Here is an 18,663-nt window from a genome sequence, read left to right on the forward strand (position 1 = left end):
CCCGCCGGCGGATGCGAGCGTCAGAGGCTCTTCAGGTACTCGACGAGGTCGCGGCGCTCCGCGTCGTCGAGGCCCAGCGAGAAGACGCGCTCGTAGTGCGCGACCACGTCCTCGAGCGTCGCGAAGCGTCCGTCGTGATAGAAGCCGCCGCGCATCCGCGTGAAGAGCCCGCGCAGCGGCGTCGTGCGGTAGCGACCGTCGGGCGAGCGGCTCGCCTGGAAGTCGTCGATCCCGATCTCCTCGGGCGTGTGCATGTTCCAGCCCGGCTCGGTGAAGAGCGGCGGCACGTGGCAGCTCGCGCAGCGCGCCGGGCCCTCGAACACCACCCGCCCGCGCGCGGCCGCCGCGGGGTCGAAGCTGCCCGCGGGCGGCGTCGGCACCACGAGCGCCATCTGGTACGCGTGCAGCGCGGGCAGCTTCGGCGTGATGCGATCCTCGCTCGGCGGCCTGCTGATGTGGCCGAGGCGCGCGCGCGCCGCGACCGGGAACCGCGTCGCGTCGTCGAGGCGCGGGTCGTAGAAGTTCCCGATGCCGTGCATCTGGGTGTTCGCGACGAACGCGTTCCAGTACGGCACCGAGCCCCAGCCCGTGTACGTGTGGAGGTTCACGCCCTGCAGGCCGAACGCCGCGGGCAGCACCGTCGCGCCGCTGCCTCCGTCGGGGCGGAACGCGCGGCCGTCGAGCAGCAGCTCGGCGTCGTACTTCCCGGGGCCCCAGCTCGTCAGCACGGTGCGCACGGTCTCGACGTCGACCTGGAGCAGCTCCGCGATCGGCGTGAGGTTCGGCGCGAGCGCGACGATGCGCCCGATGTCGAGATCGCGCGCGGGCCAGCCGTCGCGCCGCACGCCGATGCCGGGCGCGAACGAGTCGTCGACGGTCGAGTGGCAGATCGCGCAGGTGATGCCGACCGAGCGCAGCGAGCCGTCGTCGGCGAAGAACCCCTGCACGCCGACCACCGCGTCGATGCGCAGCAGCGCGAGCGTGGTCGCGGGATCTTCGAGGTCGACCTCGCCCGCCTGGATGCTCGCGGCGAGGGCGGCGGGGATCGCCGCGGCGTCGACCTTCAGGCCGAGCCCGAGCGCGGCCGTGGGCGTCAGCCCGGGCCCGACGCCGCCGTTCTCGGCGCCCGCGATCGCGCGGTGGAGCTGGAGCTGATCGCCCCAGAACGCCTCGTCCCCGAACGTGTCGAAGCGGAAGATCTCGCGTCCCTCTTCGACGAGCCGCGTCGCGTTGTCGACGACGGGATCGCCGTCGACGTCGCTGCGGGAGCTGGCAGGCGAGCCGCCGAGCTCGCCGTCGCAGCCGAGGAGCGCCGCGGTGATCGCGCAGAGCGCGAGCCATCGACGCAGACGTCGCGTACCCATCCCACACCTCCCGGGTCGTCACGACAGCTAGGAGCTGGGGAGACGCGAGAAAGTCCGGGGCGAGCGTGGTCCGCGGAGGGAGCCCGAACGGAGCGTGAGGCGCGACGCGCCGCTCGCGCGCGGCGTCACCGCGTCGCACCCACCGCGCAGCGCAGCGACGCAGCCGTGCAGCGCGCCGTTGCAGGCGTGCCGTCGGTCGGTGCAGGCGTGCAGCGTGTCGGTGCGGGCGTGCGGCGTGTCGGTGCAGGCGTGCCGTCGGTCGACGCAGGCGTGCGGCGTGTCGGTGCAGGCGTGCCACGCGTGGATGCACGCGTGCAGCGAGCTGGGGCAGGCGTGCCGCGCGTCTCGGAGCGAGCGTGCAGCGCGGTCGTGCGGCCGTGCAGCGCGCTCGTGCAGGCGTGCAGCGCGGTCGTGCAGGCGTGCCGCGCGGCCGTGCAGCGCGCTCGTGCAGGTGTGTCGCGCGAAGATGAATGCGTGCAGCGCGCTCGCGCCGCGCTCAACGCGCAGCGCGGCGACGTGCGCGCGGCTGCGTCGGCTCCATCGACCTCACGAAGTCGACGAACGCGCGGAGCGGCGCCGGCAGGTGCCGGCGGCCGGGGTAGTAGAGGAACGGCCCGGAGACGCTCCTCCACCACGGCTGGAGCACCGGCACGAGCTCCCCGCGATCGAGGAACGGCCGCAGCCAGTCTTCGAACAGGTAGATGATCCCGGTGCCCGCCACCGCCGCCGCCACCGCGAGATCGGTGGCGCCGCCGAAGCCCGCGATGAGCGGGCCCTTCGGGTCCACCGTGATCGTCTCGCCGTCGCGCTCGAGGTCCCACGGGTGCGGCGCGCCGCGGGTGAAGCGCCACCGCAGACAGTCGTGCTCGAGCAGCTCGCGCGGATGCGTCGGGCGACCTCGTCGCGCCAGGTACGCGGGGGACGCCGCCGCGGCGAAGCGCTGGACGCGCGGGCCGATCGGCACCGCCACCATGTCCTTCTCGAGCCACGCCTCGTAGCGGATGCCGGCGTCGAAGCCCTCGGCGACCGTGTCGACCAGGCGCTCGTCCGCGCTCACCTCGAGCTGGATGTCGGGGTACTTCGCGAGGAACGCCGGCACGACGTGAGGCAGGACGAGCCGCGCCGCGGCGGTCGGCACGTTGAGCCGCAGGCGGCCCGCGGGGCGATCGCGGAAGTCGTTCACCACGTCGAGCGCGGCGCGCACCTCGCCGAGCGCCGGCGTGATCCGCTCGAGCAGGCGCGCTCCCGCGTCGGTCGTCGTGACGCTGCGGGTCGTGCGGTGGAGCAGCCGGACTCCGAGCCGGGCTTCGAGCCGGCGCACTGCGTCGCCGAGGCGCGACGCGCTCGTGCCCGTGACGCGCGCGGCGCTGCGGAACCCGCCCTCTCGAGCGACCGCCAGGAACGCGGTGAGGTCTGCGAGATCGTCCATCGCTGTCCGGAATCTCGCACGGCCCGTGCGGATTGCGGCGGATTCTCGCGCAGCAGCGGCTCCCCAGAATCGGCGGCGAGCTCTCTCCAACAAGGAAGCCGCCATGCCCGAACACACCGTCGTAGATCGCCATCCGCTCGGCACGCTCACCGTTCGTCGCCTCGGCTACGGGGCCATGCAGCTCGCCGGTCCCGGCGTCTTCGGTCCGCCCGCGGATCGCAGGGCCGCCGTCGCGGTGCTCCGCGAGGCCGTCGAGCGGGGCGTCGACCACCTCGACACCAGCGACGTCTACGGTCCCCACGTCACGAACCAGATCATCCGCGAGGCGCTGCATCCCTATCGCGATGGGCTCGTCATCGCGACGAAGGTCGGCGCCGTGCGAGGCCCGGGCGGGTCGTGGGAGGCCGCCGCGTCCGCCGCGGACATCGAGCGCTCCGTCTACGACAACCTGCGGAACCTCGGCCTCGACGTGCTCGACGTCGTGAACCTCCGCGTGATGTACCGCGCCGAGGGCCCGGCGGAGGGCTCGATCGAGGCGCCGCTCACCGCGCTCGCCGAGCTGCAGCGGCGCGGGCTGGTCCGGCACATCGGCGTCAGCAACGTCACCCCCGCGCAGATCGCGGAGGCGCGCCGGCTCACCGAGATCGTGTGCGTGCAGAACCACTACAACCTGCGGCACCGCGAGGACGACCCCGTCATCGACGAGCTCGCGGCGCTCGGGATCGCGTACGTGCCCTTCTTCCCGCTCGGCGGGTTCACGCCGCTGCAGTCCCGCACGCTCGACGCGGTGGCCGCGCGGCTCGGCGCGACGCCGATGCAAGTCGCGCTCGCGTGGCTGCTGCGTCGCTCGCCCAACGTGCTGCTCATCCCCGGGACGTCGTCGATCGCGCACCTCCGAGAGAACCTGGCGAGCGCGTCGCTCGTGCTCGGAGCCGACGACGTCGAGACGCTCGACGGGCTCTCGGCGCGCGCGTGAGCCGCAGGCGCGAGAGCTCTGGACGCAGGCGCGTGAGCTCCTGATGCAGGCACGCCGCGGGCTGATGCGTTCGCCGACTGCGGCGAGCTCCGGACGACGACGCCACCTCGAAGGCTGCCTCGACTGTGGCTCGTCGACCGGAGCTCGGATCCGTGTCGACGTTACGGTGCGGCGGGCGCAGTGCCCACCTGCGTCTCGCCCTGCGTCGATCGCGCGCCGAACGACCGCCCCAGCGTCTGCGTCGGCGTCTCGCCGAAGCGCTGTCGGTAGTACACGCTGAACCGACCGAAGTGCGGGATGCCGACGCGCTGCGCGACCTCGCTCACGGTCAGCGCGTCGTCGTGCGTCAACAGCAGCACACGCGCGCGCTCGAGCCGGCGCGTGCGCGCGAAGGTGAGCGGTGAGCATCCGCGGGACCTCCGGAATCCCTCCTGGAGGGACCGCACACTGACGCCCGTCACGCGCGTGAGCTCCGCCATCGTGACCTGACGATCCAGGTGCGTGTCGAGGTACTCCGCCGCGCGCCGTACGTAGCGTGGCTCCGCAGGTGCCTGCGCAATTCGGATAGCGGCGGCTTGCCTTGGTTGCCATGCCGCCGAGGTCGCGCACGTCGCGCGGCGTAGGAGCTCGCTCGCAGCCCATGAAGAACCTCGCCTTCATCTGTTGCCTCTTCGTCGGCGCGTTCGCGTGCGGGGGTGGCGGCGCGTCTGATCCGTACGGCAGCGATGCGTCCGCGCCCGATGGCAGCGACATGGACTCCGGTCCGACGACGGACGCGGGCCCGAGCGACGCGTCCGCGCCCGATGGCAGCGACATGGACTCCGGTCCGACCACGGACGCCGGTGGCGAGTCGTGCGCGTGCGCCGCGAGCACGGACCTCGTCTACGTGCTCGGCGACGACGGCGAGCTCTGGACCTACGACCCGACGACCCACGACTTCGCTCTGGTCACCGCGTCGCTCGGCTGTGCCGGAGGCTCCCTCTTCTCGATGGCCATCGGCCGCGATGGCATCGCCTACTTGATGTTCATCAACGGCGATATCCAAGCCATCGACGTCAACGACCCGACGTCGTGCGTCGATCCGGGATATGCCACCGGCCAGCCCGGCTTCGGCTTGTTCGGGATGGGCTTCGCTTCGAACAGCGCGCTCGACCCGTGCGACAAGCTCTACGCGCACACCTGGAACGGCATCGGCGGGTTCAGCCAGGGCCCCGACGCCGGCCGGCTCGGCAGGATGGACGCGGACGAGCTCGTCCTGACGGAGATCGGGCTCATCGACTACAACGGCGGTGAGCTCACGGGCACCGGCGACGGCCGTCTCTTCGCCTTCGCAGGCGCTCCGGCGCAGATCATCGAGTACGACAAGGACACGGCGGAGGTCATCGCCACCGATTCGCTCGCGATGAACCTGACGAACGCCTTCGCGTTCGCGTTCTACGGCGGTGACTTCATCCTGTTCACCGAGTCGGACGGGGACCCGTCCTACTCGAACGTCACGCGCTTCGATCACGACGGCGATGGGTCTTTGACGACCGTCGTGACGCAGGCGCCGATCCGTGTCGTCGGCGCCGCCGTCTCGACGTGCGCCCCGCTGGTGGCCGCGCCCTAGTTCGCGGGGTGCGCCTTCGCGTCGCGCACGTGCTCGCTCTGCCCGACGGTGCGGGCCTTGGCCTCCTCGGCGACCAGCGAGCGGTCGGCGCGCGCGGTCTTCGCGGTGGCGACGTCCTCGAGCAGGCTGCGGTCGCCGAGGATGGCCGCGATGCCGGCCTCGTCGAGCGCGGCGATCCCGAGCGTGTAGCCCGCCTGCTGGACGAGATACGACGAGCGCAGCGCAGCGCCCTGCGCGACGAGCTCGCCGCGCGAGAGTGTGGTGATCACGATCTGTGCCCCCGCGAGGCCCCGCGGTGGAGGTACGGCCGCGCGAGCGCGGCGCCCTCAACCCGCTCGCGCGCGGCGGGAATCTACGAGAAGGCGTGTCGCGTGAGCGTGAGCGTGGGGGCTCACGCTCACGACGTTGGCGCGATCGGATTGGTGGCGCCGCGTCCCCGCTCCCCATGTTCAGCGCGGAGGTGAACATGGACACCAACGACAAGGTCTGGCTCGTCACCGGGAGCTCGCGCGGTCTCGGCCGCGCGATCGCGGACGCCGTGCTCGCAGCGGGCGATCGGCTCGTCGCCACCGCGCGTGATCCGCGCGCGCTCGACGACCTCGTCGCGCAGGACCCGGCGCGCGTGCTCGCGGTCGCGCTCGACGTGACGCGAGCCGCCGACGCGCGACGGGTCGTCGACGCCGCGGTCGAGCGCTTCGGGCGCATCGACGTGCTCGTGAACAACGCGGGCTACGCGAACTCCGCGGCGATCGAGGACGTCGACGAGGACGACTTCCGCGCGCAGCTCGAGACGAACTTCTTCGGCGTGTTCCACGTCACGCGCGCGGTGCTCCCGGTCATGCGGCGACGGGGCTCGGGCCACATCGTCCAGATCTCGTCGATCGGCGGTCGGCTCGGCAGCCCGGGGCTCGGCGCGTACCAGTCGGCGAAGTGGGCGGTCGAGGGGCTGACCGAGGTGCTGGCGCGCGAGGTCACGCCGCTCGGCATCCGCACGACGATCGTCGAGCCCGGCGGGATGCGGACCGACTGGGCGGGCTCGTCGATGCAGGTGCACGAGCCGAGCGCGCCCTATCGCGCGACCGTCGGCGTGCACAACCAACACACGCGCGAGTCGCGCGACATGATGCGCGGCGATCCCGCGAAGGCCGCGCAGGCGATCCTGCGCATCGTGTCGGTCGCCGAGCCGCCGCTCCGTCTGCTCCTCGGCACCGACGCGGTTCACCTGGCCGAGTGGGTCGCGCAGAAGCGCGCCGCCGAGGACGCGCGATGGAAGGACCTCGCGTCGAGCACCGACTTCGACGGCATGGCGCCCTTCGCGACGACCGAGCTCGGACGCTCGCTCACGCGCGGAGGCGCGTGAGCATGGACCTCCAGCTCGAGGACCGCGTCGCGCTCGTCACCGGCAGCACCGCCGGGATCGGCGCGGCGATCGCGGAGGGGCTCGCGCGCGAAGGCGCGACGGTCGTGGTGCACGGCCGCTCGCAGGAGCGCGCCGAGGCGGTCGTGGAGCGCATCCGAATCGCGGGCGGGACCGCCCACGTCGCGCTCGGCGATCTCCGCGGCGACGAGGGTGCGAGGGCGGTGCTCGATCAGGTGCGCGCGGTGGTCGATCGCGTCGACATCCTGGTGAACAACGTCGGCGGCTCGGACACCAGCAAGGGCTCGTGGCTCGACACCACGCTCGACGAGTGGTCCGACGCCTACGACGCGAACACGCTCGCCGCGGTGCGCCTCGTGCGCGCCCTCGTGCCCGCGATGAAGGCGCGCGGCTGGGGACGCGTGATCCAGATCTCGTCACGCAACGCGATCTCGCCCTACGCCAACATGCCTGCGTACGGTGCCGCGAAGGCGGCGCTCAACAACATGACGCTCTCGCTGTCGAAGGAGCTCGCGTTCACCGGCGTCACCGCGAACGCGGTGATGCCCGGGCTGATCGAGACCGACCAGGTGACGCAGTTCCTCCGCGGCATCGCCGCGCGCGAGGGCTGGGGCGAGGACCTCGCGCGGGCGCGCGAGCACCTCCTCGCGAACGTCGCGCGGCAGACGGTGCGCCGCCTCGGCCGGCCCGAGGACGTCGCGGCGTACGTCTGCTACGTCGCGAGCCCTCTGAGCGACTTCATGACCGGGAGCGTCGTCCGCATCGACGGCGGATCGACGCCGACGCTGTGACGAGCGCGCGCGACATCGTGCCGATCTCGGCGCGCCTGCTCGAGCGGCTCGAGGCGCTCGGCACGCCGCGCGATCGCGTGCTCGCGCACGCCGGGCTCGCCGCGACGACCGCGCTCTCGACCGAGCAGTTCTTCGCGTTCTGGCGCGCCGTCGAGGAGGTGTCGCCGCGGCGCGATCTCGGGCTCGTCGTGGGCGCGGAGGCGTCGGAGCGCGGCTACAGCGTCGCGTCCGCGGCGGCGCTGCACGCGGCGGATCTCGCGGGCGCGCTCCACACGCTCGCGCGCTACAAGCGCCTCACCTGCCCCGAGGTCGTCGAGCTCGAGGTCGCGCGCGGCGAGGCCCACGTGCGGTTCCACTGGGTGCTCGCGACGAGCGAGGTGCCGCGGCTGCTCGTCGACAGCACGTTCGCGTCGTTCACGTCGCTCGCGCGGCGCGGCACCGCGGGCGCGGTGGCGCCGCTGCGGATCGAGCTCGCGCGCGCGGCGGGCGACGCCGCGCTGCTGCGGGAGCGCCTCGGGTGTCCGGTCGCGTTCGGCGCGCCGGTCGATCGGATCACGTTCGCCGAGCGCGCGCTGGCTGCGCGCTTCGTCACCGCCGACGCGGAGGCGTTCTCGCGCGTCGTGCCGGGGCTCGAGGCGGAGCTCGTCGGACGATCACGGACGAGGTCGCTGCGCGACGAGGTGCGGCTGGTGATCGCACGCAAGATGAGCAGCGGCGCGAGGCCGAGCGTGGACCAGGTCGCGCGCGGGATGCACGTCAGCGCGCGCACGCTTCAGCGCCGGCTCGGCGAGGAGCGGACGAGCTACCAAGAGCAGCTCGATGCGGTCCGTCGCACGTCGGCGCGGCGCCTGCTCGCGAACACCGATCTCGATCCGATCGACATCGCGTTCCTGCTCGGCTTCGAGGAGCCGAACTCGTTCGTGCGCGCGTTCCGCGGCTGGGAGCGCACGACCCCGACGCGCTGGCGCGCCCGCGTCGCGCGCGGCTGACCTCAGAGCATCGACACCGGGTCGACGTCCACCGACGCGCGCGCGCCGAGCACGCCCTCGTCGATGCGCGCGATCACGCTCTGCGCGACGCGGCGCAGGGGAGGGCGCTCTCTCGCGCGCAGCATCAACCGGAAGCGCCAGCGACCGCGCAGTCGCTCGATCGGCGCGGGCGCGGGGCCGAGCACCTCGACGCGGCCGCTCTTGCTCAGCTCGTGGGCGCGGGCGTGCGCGACGATCAGCTCCGCCGCGGCGCGCGCGCGATCGGGGTCGCCGTGATCGATGCGCACCGCGACCAAGCGACCGTACGGCGAGTAGCCGAGCTCGCGGCGATCCTCGAGCTCGCTCTCCGCGAACCCGAGGAAGTCGTGCTTCGCCGCGGCGCGGATCGCGAAGTGGTGCGGCTGGTACGTCTGCACGATCACGCGGCCCGGGCGCTCGCCGCGCCCCGCGCGCCCGGCGACCTGCGTGAGCAGCTGGAACGTGCGCTCGGCGGCGCGGAAGTCGGGGAACGCGAGCGATTGATCCGCGAGGATCACGCCGACGAGCGTGACGCCCGGCAGGTCGTGGCCCTTGGTGACCATCTGGGTGCCGACGAGCAGATCGATCTCGCGGCGTCGCACGCGATCGAGCACGTCCTCGATGCTCGCGCCGGTCGCGGTGTCGCGATCGAGGCGCGCGACGCGCGCGGGCGCGAACGTGTGCGCGAGCACCTCCTCGAGCTTCTCGGTGCCGAGGCCGAGCGGCTCGAGCGCGGGCTGGCCACACGCGCGGCAGGTGGTGCCGATCGGCGCGGCGTAGTCGCAGTAGTGACAGCGCACGAGCCCGGCGCGGCGGTGCTCGGTGAGCGGCACGCTGCACGCGGGGCACGTCTCGAGCTCGCCGCACGCCTCGCACCGCAGGCTCGGCGAGAAGCCGCGGCGATTGAGGAAGAGCACCGCTTGATCGCCGGCCGCGAGCGTCTGCTCGATCGCGCGGTGCAGCGGCGCGCTGATGCGGCGATCGCCCGAGGGTCCCTTGGCGTGGCGCGCGAGATCGACGATCTCGACCGGCGGCAGCGCGCGCGCGCCGGGGCGCGCGTCGAGCGTGAGCAAGCGATGGCGTCCTTCGCGCGCGAGGCTCCAGCTCTCGAGCGAGGGCGTCGCGCTGCCGAGCACGCACACCGCGCCGGCGCGATGCGCGCGGAGGATCGCGAGGTCGCGCGCCTGATAGCGAAAGCCCTCTTCCTGCTTGTACGAAGGGTCGTGCTCCTCGTCGACGACGATGATGCCGAGGTCGCGCACCGGCGCGAAGATCGCGGAGCGCGCGCCGATCGCGAGCGTCACCGCGCCGCTGCGGAGCGCGCGCCACGCGACGGCGCGCTCCTTCTCGGTGAGCGCGCTGTGGAGCACCGCGATGCTGTCGCCGAAGCGCGCGCGGAAGCGCCCGACGAGCTGCGGGGTGAGCGCGATCTCGGGCACGAGGAGGAGCGCGCCCTTGCGCTGCGCGCGCGCCTCGGCGATCGCGCGCAGGTACACCTCGGTCTTGCCCGAGCCGGTCACGCCGTGGAGCAGGAAGGTCGCGGGCTGTGATGCGCGCAGCGCGCCGACGAGCGCGTCGATCGCCGCGCGCTGCGCGCTCGTGGGCTCGGGGGGCGCGTCGCTCGCGACGGGATCGCGGAAGAACGGGTCGGCGGTGATCTCGCGCGACTCGGTGTGGACGAGGCCCTTCTGCTCGAGCGAGCGCACGATCGCGCGCGGCTCCTTGAGGTGGTCCGCGAGCTCCTCGAGCGTCACCTCGCCGCGTGACTCGAGCAGCGCGAGGAGCTGGCGCTGGCGCGGACCGAGGCGCGCGGGGCGCTCGGCGTCGGGCACGAGCCGCACGACGAGCACGCTGCGGGTCGCGACACGCGCGCCGGGGAGCTCGGTCGCCGATTCGAGGAAGCCGCTCGCGCGCAGCGCACGCACCGCCTCGGCGCGGAGCGCGGGCGCCGCGGCGCGGAGCACCTCGCCGATCGGATGGAGGTAGTAGTCGGCGGCCTCGACGAGCAGCGCGAGCAGCTCGGGATCGAAGAGCGGCTCGTCCTCGAGCACGCCCGCGATCGGGCGCGGCGAGACGCCCTCGGCGGGCGTGGTGTCGATGCGGGTGACGATACCGGGGAGCTTGCGGCTCGAGAACGGCACGGCGACGCGCGAGCCGAGCGCGACGCGCGACGCGAGCTCGCTGGGCAGCGCGTAGGTGAAGGCGCGACGGACCGGCAGCGGCAGCGCGACGTCGACGTAGCGCTGCGCCGCCGCGGGCTCGGCGGGCTCGAACAGGTCGATCGTCACGGGGCGGATGTGCGACGCGAGGCAGGAGGCGGCAAGGGCGCCGACCACACCGCGTGCAGCAGCTGCGCGACCGCCTCGTAGTGCCGCGCAGGGATCGGCTCGCCGCGCGAGATCGTGACGAGCGCGCGCGCGAGCGCGGGCTCGGTGCGCACCGGGATCTCGCTCGCGTGCGCGACCTGGACGAGGCGCGCGACGAGCTCGCCGCGGCCGCGCGCGACGACCTCGGGGACCGCATCCTCGCGGGTGCGATCGAACGCGAGCGCCACCGCGACCCCGGCGCCGACGATCACCACGGTCGCGCTCGCGACCGCATCGAGATCGGAGGCCATCGCGAGCTCGCGGCGGACCCGCTCGCGCTCGTGCTGGAGGTGGGGATCGCCGTCCGACTCGCGGTGCTCGCGCTCGATCTCGCGCTGGCTCATCCGGTGATCGCGGAGCCACCGCCAGCGCTGGTAGACGACGTCGAGCAAGGCGACCGCGAGCACGGCCGCGCCGGTGCGCAACAGGAGCGCCTCGACGAGCGAGCCCCCGGCGGATAGCGCGGCGTGGGCGTCGCGCGCGACGAGCGACGCGACGCCGCGCCATCCCTCGCGCAGCGTCGCGAGCACGACCGAGGTCACGATCGCGAGGAGCAGCGCGATCTTCACGAGCTCGATCGCGCTCCGGGTCGAGAGCAGCTTCCGCGCGCCCGCGATCGGGTCGAGGCGCTCGAGCTTCCACGCGACGACGTCGGGCGCGAAGAGCGGTCCGATCTGCGCGAGCGCGGCGAGCGTGCCCGAGACGATCACCACGATCAGCAGCGGCGCGAGCGCGCCCGCCGCGGTGGCGAGCGCGGCCTCGAGGATCGCGCCCGGCCCCGCGTCGAGGCGGCCCGCGGCGGCATCGAGCGCGAGGGTGAAGCTCGCGACGAGCGCTTCGAGGATCGCGCTGCCCGTCGCGCCGAGCACGGCGGCGCCCGCGAGGAGCCCGATCGCGACGCCGAGCTCGCGGCTGCGCCACACGTCGCCGCGGCGACGCGCATCGCGCAGCTTCTTCGGGGTCGCTTCCTCGGTGCGCTCGTCCGCCATCGTGCGCGCGTCGCAGCGTACCTTCTCGCGCGCTACGTTGCGCGCGACGTGCTCGACCTGACGATCGACGATCCGATGCGCGCGGCGCTGCCCGTCGACGAGCGCGCGATGCTGGCGGCGCTCTCCGATCCTTCGGCGCTCACCACGCGAGACGATGCGCCCGCGCGTGCCGCGATCGCGCGCGACTGGGCCGCGCTCGGAGTGTCGATCGATCCCGCGCGCATCGTGCTCGCGGCGGGGCGTGACAGCGCGCTCGCGCGCGCGATCGCGACGCTCTGCGAGCCGCACGAGGAGATCATCACGCTCACGCCGCGGGTCGCCGCGATCGCGCGCCTCGCGGGCGTGCACGTCGCGCAGGTGCCGCTCGCGCGCGCCGAGCACGGCTTCGAGCTCGACGTCGCCGCGATCTACGACGCGATCTCGGATCGCACGCGCGCGATCGTGCTGAGCGCGCCGCACGAGCCGACCGGCGTGGTGCTCACCGAGGACACCCACGAGGCGCTCGTCGCGCTCGGCGTCCCGCTGATCGTCGACGAGTCGCGCGCGCGCTACGTGCTCGATGCACCGGAGGATCGCGTCTCGAGCGTGCTCGCGCGCCCGCTCGAGACCCTCGCGATCGCGAGCTCGTGCTTCGAGATCGCGCCTGCGCTCGAGCTCGCGTGGCTCGGCGTCGGCGGTCCCGCGCACGACGTCGAGGACGCCGTCGCGAAGCTCGACGCGACGGCCGCGACCCACGGCGCGATCGCGTCCCCGCTGCTCGCGGCGGTGCCCCGTCTGCTCGAGTCCGCGTCGGCGACGCGCGACGCGATCACGGCGCGCATCCGCCGCAACCTCGACGCGCTGCGCGCGCGCGTGCCGGACGGCGCGCGCATCGAAGGTGGATGGCTCGCGTGCCTGCGCTACCGGAACGAGAACGCCGGAGCGCATGCGCGCCCCGGCGTCCTCTACGACCTCTCGTCCGACTGGGTCGTCGTCAGCCTGCTCACCGAGCCCGCGACGTTCGACGCGGGCCTCGACGAGCTCCTCGCGTGAGCGTCACGCGGCCTTGCGCGCGAGGTAGTCGATCAGATCGATCTTCGTGACCACGCCGACGATCTTGTCGTCGTCGGTCACGACCGCCATGCGCGCGTCGTTGAGCAGGCCCTGCAGGTTCTCGATGCTGGTGCGCGGCGAGACCGTCGCGTAGTCGCTCTCGACGAGCGGCCCGACCGCGCTGTCGAGCGAGTGCTCACCGCTCACGAGGTAACGGAGCAGATCGACCTCGGCGACCGCGCCCATCAGCTTGCCCCCGTCGGTCACCGGCAGCTGCGAGATGCCGTGCGCCTTCATGCGGCCGATCACGTCGCGCACGCGATCGTGCGGCGACGCGGTGATGATCTCGTTGCTCTTGTGCTTGAGTAGATCGCCGACGACGCCGAGCTTGCTCTCGCCGAGGAAGCCGTTCTCGCGCATCCAGTCGTCGTTGAAGATCTTCGAGAGATACTTCGACGCCGCGTCCGGAAGGATGACGAGGATGTTCTCCTTCTTCTGCGTCTGCCGCGCGTACTTCAGCGCGCCCGCGACCGCCGCGCCGCAGCTGCCGCCGACGTAGAGCCCCTCGAGGCGCACGAGATCACGCGTCATGAGGAAGCACTCCTTGTCGTCGACGCGGATGATCTCGTCGAGGATCGAGAGATCGATCGTGCTCGGGAAGAAGTCCTCGCCGATGCCCTCGACCTTGTAGGTGAAGGGCTGGGTCACGCGCCCGCTCTTCACGTAGTCGTAGTAGAGCGAGCCGACCGGATCGACGCCGACGATCTGCGTCGTCGGCTTCTTCTCCTTGAGGAACTTGCCGGTGCCGGTGATGGTCCCGCCGGTGCCGAGGCCCGCGACGAGCACGTCGACCTCACCGCCGGTCTGCTCCCAGATCTCCGGGCCCGTCGAGCGGTAGTGGCCGCCGGGGTTGTCTTGGTTGTGGTACTGGTTCGCGTAGAAGCTGTTCGGCGTCTCCTGCGCGAGCCGCTTCGCGACCGAGTAGTACGAGCGCGGATCTTCCGGCTCGACCGCGGTCGGGCAGACCACGACCTTCGCGCCCCAAGCACGCAGCGAGAGGATCTTCTCCTGCGACATCTTGTCGGGCATCACGAAGATGCACTTGTAGCCCTTCACCGCGGCGATCATCGCGATGGCGGCGCCGGTGTTCCCGCTGGTCGCCTCGATGATCGTGCCGCCCGGCTTGAGCTCGCCGCGCTTCTCGGCGCTCTCGATCATGTTCATGACCATCCGGTCCTTCATCGAGCCGGCCGGGTTCATGAACTCGCACTTCACGTAGACGTTCGCCGCGACGTCGTTCGCGACGCGCTCAAGCTTCACGATCGGCGTGTGTCCGATCGCGCCGAGGATGCTCGGTACCGCGCCCTTCATCATTGGCTGTCCCCTTCGCGCCTTCTTTGTCGCGAGCGCCTGCCGTGCAGGCAGCGCGCGCGATGAGATCTGCCTTGCTTTTCTTAGGTCCCGCGAGGCGCGGCGACTCTATCCGACACGCCTTCTCTTCGCACGCGTCCGTCGCCGCACGCTCCTACTTTCTCGCGGCTCGAGAGCGCGTCCTGTGCTAATGCGCACGCGCGCCGATGCGAACGCTGGGGATCGATCTCGGGACCACGCACACCGTCGCCGCTGCGACCGCCTCGATCGTCCCGCTGCGCGGCGACTCGGCGAAGGGCAACTCGCTGCTCCCGTCGATCGTCGCGTTCCCGCCGGCCGGCGGCGTGCTCGTCGGACAGGCGGCGCGCGAGCGCCGCGGCAACGATCCCGCGAACACGATCGTGAGCGCGAAGCGCGTGATCGGGCGCTCGTACTCGTCGTACTCGGTGCAGCGTTATCTCGAGCGCAGCGCGGTGCCGGTGGTGCGCACGTCGAGCGGCGGAACCGCGTTCGAGACGCGCGCGGGGATCGTCACGCCGGTCGACGTCGCGACGCACGTGCTGCGCGAGCTCGCGCAGGCGGGCCAGATGGACCCATCGCGGCTCTCGGCGGTGGTGTCGGTCCCCGCGGCGTTCGCGGAGCCGGAGCGCGCGGCCACGGTCGAGGCGGTGCGCGCGGCGGGCTTCGCGGAGGCGCGAGTCGTCGAGGAGCCCGTCGCCACGGCGATCGCGTACCTCGCGCGCAGCAGCCTCAAGTACGCGGTGGTCTACGACCTCGGCGGCGGCACGTTCGACGTCGCGATCGTCGACTGCTCGAAGTACCCCTTCCGCGTGATCGCGCACGGCGGTGACGCGTACCTCGGGGGCGACGACGTCGATCTCGCGCTCGCGGAGCTGGTCGCGGATCGTGTGCTGCGCGAGAGCGGTTGGGACCTCTCGACCGACGACGAGGTGTGGCAGCGCCTCTTGATCGAGGCCGAGCGCGCGAAGCTGCGCCTCGCGGTCGAGGAGCACACGACGATCGATCTCGCGGTGGTCGATCCCGCGGCGCCGACCCAGCTGACGACGCTCGGGATCGATCGGCGCGTGCTGCGTGATCGCGCGGAGGATCTGATCCGCCGCACGTTCCTGATCTGCGATCAGGTGCTGTGCGACGCGGGCATCCGCGCGCGCGAGGTGGACGCGGTGTTCCTCGCGGGCGGCAGCACGCTGCTCCCGGGGTTGCGCGACGACGTGCGCGAGTACTTCGGCAAGCGCGCGCGCTTCGATCTCGATCCGATGCACGTCGTCGCGATCGGCGCGAGCGTCGCGGCAGCGCGCCCCGATCTGTCGGCGCTGCTCGATCCCGCCTACGTGCGCTGAGCGGTGAGCTGCGTGCGGGTCCCACCCGCGTGCGGTGTTTTCGCGCGCTCGCGCCACCGATGGGCCGGTGCACACCGCGGTTTCGGTGTGCCCGAACCACGCCGTTCTTGCGAGATCGCGCGGATCCAGGGCACAAACGCGATTCGCTCGCCGGCACGCGTGCTGCTCGGAGCGGGCGCTCGAGGGCTCGTCGGCGGCCGCCGACGGCCCCAAGCGACGCCAACGGAGGGAACGAGGAACATGGAGACCAAGAAGCTGACGCGTCGCGCCATGCTCGAACGCGGTGCGGTGCTGGGCCTGGTGGTGGTCGGCGCGAGCGCCGGCATCGGCTGCGGCGGTGCGGAGCTCGACTGCACGAACCCGCCCGGGCTCACCGATGCCCAGCGCCAGCAGCGCCAGGCGCTGAGCTACGTCGATCGCTCGCCGAACACGACCCAGCGCTGCGAGACCTGCAACTTCTTCACGGCGCCCGCGCAGGCCGGTCAGTGCGGCGGATGCACGCTGAACCTCGGCGACGTGAACCCCCAGGGCTATTGCTCGAGCTACGTCGCGAGGAGCTGAGACATCCGATGAACATCCGTCGCTTCCTTCTCATCACGAGCGCGCTCTCGCTCGCCGCGTGCGGCTCGGGCGAGAGCGCATCGTCGCCAGCGACCACCGAGACGCCGACGGTCGCGAGCGCGCCGACGACGCCGCCCACGCCGGTGATCGAGCCGCTGCCCGAGGTGCAGACCGACGCGCGCAAGGTCGCGCTCGGCCGGCGGCTCTTCCACGACACGCGCTTGTCGGGGGACGAGACGCTCTCGTGCTCGACGTGCCACTCGCTCGACCACGGCGGCGCCGAGCCGCGCCGCACGTCGACGGGCATCCGCGGGCAGATCGGTCCGATCAACTCGCCGACCGTGCTCAACGCGGGCTTCAACTTCGTGCAGTTCTGGGATGGGCGCGCCGCGGATCTCCAGGCGCAGGCCGCGGGCCCGGTCGCGAACCCGATCGAGATGGGCGCGACCTGGGAGCAGGTGACGCAGCGTCTCGCGGCGGACGCCGAGATCACCGCGGAGCTCGCCGCGATCTACGGCGGCGAGGGCGCGGCCGCGGTCACGCAGGCGAACGTGACCGACGCGATCGCCGAGTACGAGCGCTCGCTCGTGACGCCGTCGCGCTTCGATCGCTTCCTGCGCGGTGAGCAGAGCGCGCTGACCGACGACGAGCGCCGCGGCTACGAGACGTTCCAGCAGGTCGGCTGCACGAGCTGCCACCGGGGCGTGAACGTCGGCGGCACGATGTACCAGCGGATGGGCCTGGTGCGCCGCACGTACTTCGAGGATCGCGGCGGGCCGCTCACCGAGGCCGACATGGGCCGCTTCAACGTCACGCACGCGGAGGCGGACCGGCACATGTTCAAGGTGCCGACGCTGCGCAACGTCGCGCTGACCGCGCCGTATCTCCACGACGGCTCGCAGCAGACGCTCGACGACACGGTGCGCGTGATGGGTCGCTACCAGCTGGGCCGCGAGCTCGAGGCGGAGCAGGTCCGCGTGATCGTCGCGTTCCTGAATTCACTGACCGGCGAGCTGCCCGCACATGCGCGCATGCCCACGACGGCGCCGGCGGACGCACCTGCGCCGACCGCGCCCGAGGCGCCCGCGACGCCCTGATCGGATTCCATCGAGCGACGACGGATGCGTGCATGTGAGCACGCGTCGGGAGAGGTGCCGCGGTGACGTGGCACCTCTTTCCTTTTTGAAGAAACGCGTGGGGTTGGCCATCGAAGGGGCGCTAACCTGGCCCGGCTGCGGAGGCTCCTGCTCCGCACGAAATGGTTCGTCGACGTCGAGGCCCGCGCGCTCTCCGGAGCGTGCGGGCGGTGGCTCCCGCGGGGCCCTCGGCGGCGGCGCACGCAAGGAGGATCGATGCGCTCTCTGACGCTCTCGATGGCGTTCTTCGCGCTGATGAAGCTCTGTGGATCGAGTGAACAACCCACGCCGCCCGTTGGAGCAGCCGCCACGGGCGCGCTGACGGTGACCGCGCAGCACGGCGGAGTGATGGTCGCTGCGAGCGACGACGCCTGGATCGAGCTGGTCACGAAGCAGGACGGACAAGTCGAGGCCTACGTCGTCGACGCGACCGGCGCGCCGCTGCCGCACGAGCAGGCGCAGGTGACGACGGTGCAGGTGCAGGGCAGCGATGGCCGCCCGCACGACGTCGCGCTCGCGTGGGACGAAGGGCAGCGCCGGTACGCGGGCCGCGTCGAGGTGACGCCGGTCGCCGCGCCCGCCGAGGTGCAGCTCGTGGTGCGCGGTCAGCCGCGTCGCGCGCGCGCGCCGCAGGTCGTGCTCGTGCCGCCGACGCCGCCGAGCGCGACGGTCGTCGTCGGCGCGCCGCAGCCGCCGCGCGCGACCGTGGTGGTCGAGCGCCCGCAGGCCCCGCAGGCGACCGTGGTGGTGCAGCCGCCGCAGCCGCCGAGCGCGACCGTGGTGGTGCAGCCGCCGCAGCCGCCGCACGCGACCGTCGTGGTGCAGGCGCCCGAGCCGCCGCGCGCGAGCGTGGTGGTGCAGGCGCCGGAGCCGCCGCGCGCTGCGATCGTCGTGGAGCGCCCGCGCGCGAGCGCGCAGGTCGTCGTGACGCCGCCGACCGCGCCGCGTGCGACGGTCGTGGTCGCCCCGCCGCCGCCGCCGGTGGTGGTCGCGCCGCCGCGTCCGGGCGTGATCGTGGTCGAGGGTGACGGTCATCCCGGCCGTGGTCGCGGTCACGCGTACGGTCGCCGCGGTCGCGAGGCCGAGGCGAGCGTCGTGGTCTCGCCTCCCCGTCCTGGCGCGGTGATCGTGGCGCCGCCGAGCCCCGGCCGCGTGTCGGTGAGCGCTGGCGTCGAAGTGCGCGGCGGCGGTGGTGGCGGTGGTCGCGGCCGCGGCCGCGGTCACTGATCGACGCCCAGGGAACTGAGCACCCCACACGAAGGCGCGGGAACGGAGCATGTTCTGCTCCGGGCC

17 protein-coding genes are annotated in these 18,663 nt (G+C 72.8%); 10 read left to right on the forward strand and 7 right to left on the reverse strand.

Translation table 11 applies throughout. The annotated features are described in order from the left end of the window. Positions 1 to 20: 20 nt before the first annotated feature. Both DB32_RS08180 and DB32_RS08185 read right to left on the reverse strand, forming a co-directional pair. The gene (locus DB32_RS08180) at positions 21 to 1,364 is read right to left on the reverse strand and encodes a hypothetical protein (RefSeq protein WP_053231856.1); all 1,344 of its coding nucleotides are present in this window, start codon (positions 1,362 to 1,364) and stop codon (positions 21 to 23) included. Between the two features lie 496 nt (positions 1,365 to 1,860). Continuing rightward, positions 1,861 to 2,793, reverse strand: coding sequence for a LysR substrate-binding domain-containing protein (locus tag DB32_RS08185; protein ID WP_053231857.1), 933 nt, complete (start codon positions 2,791 to 2,793; stop codon positions 1,861 to 1,863). 103 nt (positions 2,794 to 2,896) lie between these two features. Here DB32_RS08185 and DB32_RS08190 point away from each other — a divergent pair, with 103 nt between their 5' ends. Next, positions 2,897 to 3,769, forward strand: a complete 873-nt coding sequence (locus tag DB32_RS08190) for an aldo/keto reductase family oxidoreductase (RefSeq protein WP_053231858.1) — start codon at positions 2,897 to 2,899, stop codon at positions 3,767 to 3,769. A gap of 161 nt (positions 3,770 to 3,930) precedes the next feature. Here DB32_RS08190 and DB32_RS08195 read toward each other — a convergent pair whose 3' ends face one another. Then, on the reverse strand, positions 3,931 to 4,248 hold the full coding sequence (locus tag DB32_RS08195) for a helix-turn-helix domain-containing protein (RefSeq protein WP_053231859.1): 318 nt from the start codon (positions 4,246 to 4,248) through the stop codon (positions 3,931 to 3,933). A 407-nt stretch (positions 4,249 to 4,655) separates the two neighbouring features. Here DB32_RS08195 and DB32_RS08200 point away from each other — a divergent pair, with 407 nt between their 5' ends. Beyond that, the gene (locus DB32_RS08200; RefSeq protein ID WP_157068842.1) at positions 4,656 to 5,378 is read left to right on the forward strand and encodes a hypothetical protein; all 723 of its coding nucleotides are present in this window, start codon (positions 4,656 to 4,658) and stop codon (positions 5,376 to 5,378) included. On the opposite strand, the gene DB32_RS08205 is transcribed toward DB32_RS08200, so the two are convergent. After that, the gene (locus tag DB32_RS08205) at positions 5,375 to 5,647 is read right to left on the reverse strand and encodes a hypothetical protein (RefSeq protein ID WP_053231861.1); all 273 of its coding nucleotides are present in this window, start codon (positions 5,645 to 5,647) and stop codon (positions 5,375 to 5,377) included. The genes DB32_RS08200 and DB32_RS08205 overlap by 4 nt on opposite strands. Positions 5,648 to 5,844: 197 nt before the next feature. On the opposite strand from DB32_RS08205, the gene DB32_RS08210 reads away from it, so the two are divergent. Genes DB32_RS08210 through DB32_RS46515 form a run of 3 tightly spaced genes read left to right on the forward strand, consistent with a single transcriptional unit; the run spans position 5,845 to position 8,536 of the window. Beyond that, positions 5,845 to 6,738, forward strand: coding sequence for an oxidoreductase (locus tag DB32_RS08210; protein ID WP_053238732.1), 894 nt, complete (start codon positions 5,845 to 5,847; stop codon positions 6,736 to 6,738). Positions 6,739 to 6,740: 2 nt separating this feature from the next. Beyond that, positions 6,741 to 7,547 carry an SDR family NAD(P)-dependent oxidoreductase gene (locus DB32_RS08215; protein WP_053231862.1) on the forward strand — a complete coding sequence of 269 codons (807 nt, stop codon included), beginning with the start codon at positions 6,741 to 6,743 and terminating at the stop codon, positions 7,545 to 7,547. After that, positions 7,544 to 8,536, forward strand: a complete 993-nt coding sequence (locus DB32_RS46515) for a helix-turn-helix transcriptional regulator (protein WP_053231863.1) — start codon at positions 7,544 to 7,546, stop codon at positions 8,534 to 8,536. The genes DB32_RS08215 and DB32_RS46515 overlap by 4 nt, the downstream gene beginning before the upstream one ends. 2 nt (positions 8,537 to 8,538) lie before the next feature. On the opposite strand, the gene priA is transcribed toward DB32_RS46515, so the two are convergent. Together priA and DB32_RS08230 are read right to left on the reverse strand one after the other, a co-directional pair. Then, the gene (gene priA / locus DB32_RS08225) at positions 8,539 to 10,842 is read right to left on the reverse strand and encodes a replication restart helicase PriA (RefSeq protein WP_240481181.1); all 2,304 of its coding nucleotides are present in this window, start codon (positions 10,840 to 10,842) and stop codon (positions 8,539 to 8,541) included. Further along, positions 10,839 to 11,909, reverse strand: coding sequence for an EscU/YscU/HrcU family type III secretion system export apparatus switch protein (locus tag DB32_RS08230; protein WP_053231864.1), 1,071 nt, complete (start codon positions 11,907 to 11,909; stop codon positions 10,839 to 10,841). The genes priA and DB32_RS08230 overlap by 4 nt, the downstream gene beginning before the upstream one ends. Positions 11,910 to 11,957: 48 nt before the next feature. On the opposite strand from DB32_RS08230, the gene DB32_RS08235 reads away from it, so the two are divergent. Continuing rightward, a complete protein-coding gene (locus tag DB32_RS08235; RefSeq protein WP_053231865.1) occupies positions 11,958 to 12,941 on the forward strand; it encodes a pyridoxal phosphate-dependent aminotransferase in 984 nt (327 codons plus the stop codon). 3 nt (positions 12,942 to 12,944) lie between these two features. Here the strand turns inward: DB32_RS08235 and DB32_RS08240 are convergent, their stop codons facing one another. After that, positions 12,945 to 14,315: a cystathionine beta-synthase gene (locus DB32_RS08240; protein WP_053231866.1), complete on the reverse strand. Its 1,371-nt coding sequence runs from the start codon at positions 14,313 to 14,315 to the stop codon at positions 12,945 to 12,947. Between the two features lie 203 nt (positions 14,316 to 14,518). On the opposite strand from DB32_RS08240, the gene DB32_RS08245 reads away from it, so the two are divergent. The 4 genes from DB32_RS08245 (at position 14,519) to DB32_RS08260 (ending at position 18,597) form a co-directional block, all read left to right on the forward strand. Then, complete coding sequence (locus DB32_RS08245; protein WP_053231867.1) at positions 14,519 to 15,673, forward strand: Hsp70 family protein; 1,155 nt, start codon at positions 14,519 to 14,521, stop codon at positions 15,671 to 15,673. Positions 15,674 to 15,913: 240 nt separating this feature from the next. Next, entirely contained in the window at positions 15,914 to 16,234 is a 321-nt protein-coding gene (locus DB32_RS08250) for a high-potential iron-sulfur protein (protein ID WP_053231868.1), read from the forward strand. A gap of 8 nt (positions 16,235 to 16,242) precedes the next feature. Next, a complete protein-coding gene (locus DB32_RS08255) occupies positions 16,243 to 17,331 on the forward strand; it encodes a cytochrome-c peroxidase (protein WP_075097479.1) in 1,089 nt (362 codons plus the stop codon). Between the two features lie 255 nt (positions 17,332 to 17,586). Further along, positions 17,587 to 18,597 (forward strand): hypothetical protein, encoded by a 1,011-nt coding sequence (locus DB32_RS08260; protein WP_157068844.1) that lies wholly within the window; start codon positions 17,587 to 17,589, stop codon positions 18,595 to 18,597. The last annotated feature ends 66 nt before the right edge of the window (positions 18,598 to 18,663 follow it).

The organism is Sandaracinus amylolyticus, assembly GCF_000737325.1.
GTDB lineage: Bacteria > Myxococcota_A > Polyangia > Polyangiales > Sandaracinaceae > Sandaracinus > Sandaracinus amylolyticus.

What these genes read in the sequence shown, in the direction of transcription:
- DB32_RS08255 (WP_075097479.1), top strand. Translation starts at nt 16,243, where the DNA reads ATGAACATCCGTCGCTTCCTTCTCATCACGAGCGCGCTCTCGCTCGCC.
- DB32_RS08180 (WP_053231856.1), bottom strand. Translation starts at nt 1,364, where the DNA reads ATGGGTACGCGACGTCTGCGTCGATGGCTCGCGCTCTGCGCGATCACC.
- DB32_RS08230 (WP_053231864.1), bottom strand. Translation starts at nt 11,909, where the DNA reads ATGGCGGACGAGCGCACCGAGGAAGCGACCCCGAAGAAGCTGCGCGAT.
- DB32_RS08185 (WP_053231857.1), bottom strand. Translation starts at nt 2,793, where the DNA reads ATGGACGATCTCGCAGACCTCACCGCGTTCCTGGCGGTCGCTCGAGAG.
- DB32_RS08260 (WP_157068844.1), top strand. Translation starts at nt 17,587, where the DNA reads ATGCGCTCTCTGACGCTCTCGATGGCGTTCTTCGCGCTGATGAAGCTC.
- DB32_RS08190 (WP_053231858.1), top strand. Translation starts at nt 2,897, where the DNA reads ATGCCCGAACACACCGTCGTAGATCGCCATCCGCTCGGCACGCTCACC.
- DB32_RS08210 (WP_053238732.1), top strand. Translation starts at nt 5,845, where the DNA reads ATGGACACCAACGACAAGGTCTGGCTCGTCACCGGGAGCTCGCGCGGT.
- DB32_RS08215 (WP_053231862.1), top strand. Translation starts at nt 6,741, where the DNA reads ATGGACCTCCAGCTCGAGGACCGCGTCGCGCTCGTCACCGGCAGCACC.
- DB32_RS08240 (WP_053231866.1), bottom strand. Translation starts at nt 14,315, where the DNA reads ATGATGAAGGGCGCGGTACCGAGCATCCTCGGCGCGATCGGACACACG.
- DB32_RS08250 (WP_053231868.1), top strand. Translation starts at nt 15,914, where the DNA reads ATGGAGACCAAGAAGCTGACGCGTCGCGCCATGCTCGAACGCGGTGCG.
- DB32_RS08195 (WP_053231859.1), bottom strand. Translation starts at nt 4,248, where the DNA reads ATGGCGGAGCTCACGCGCGTGACGGGCGTCAGTGTGCGGTCCCTCCAG.
- DB32_RS08245 (WP_053231867.1), top strand. Translation starts at nt 14,519, where the DNA reads ATGCGAACGCTGGGGATCGATCTCGGGACCACGCACACCGTCGCCGCT.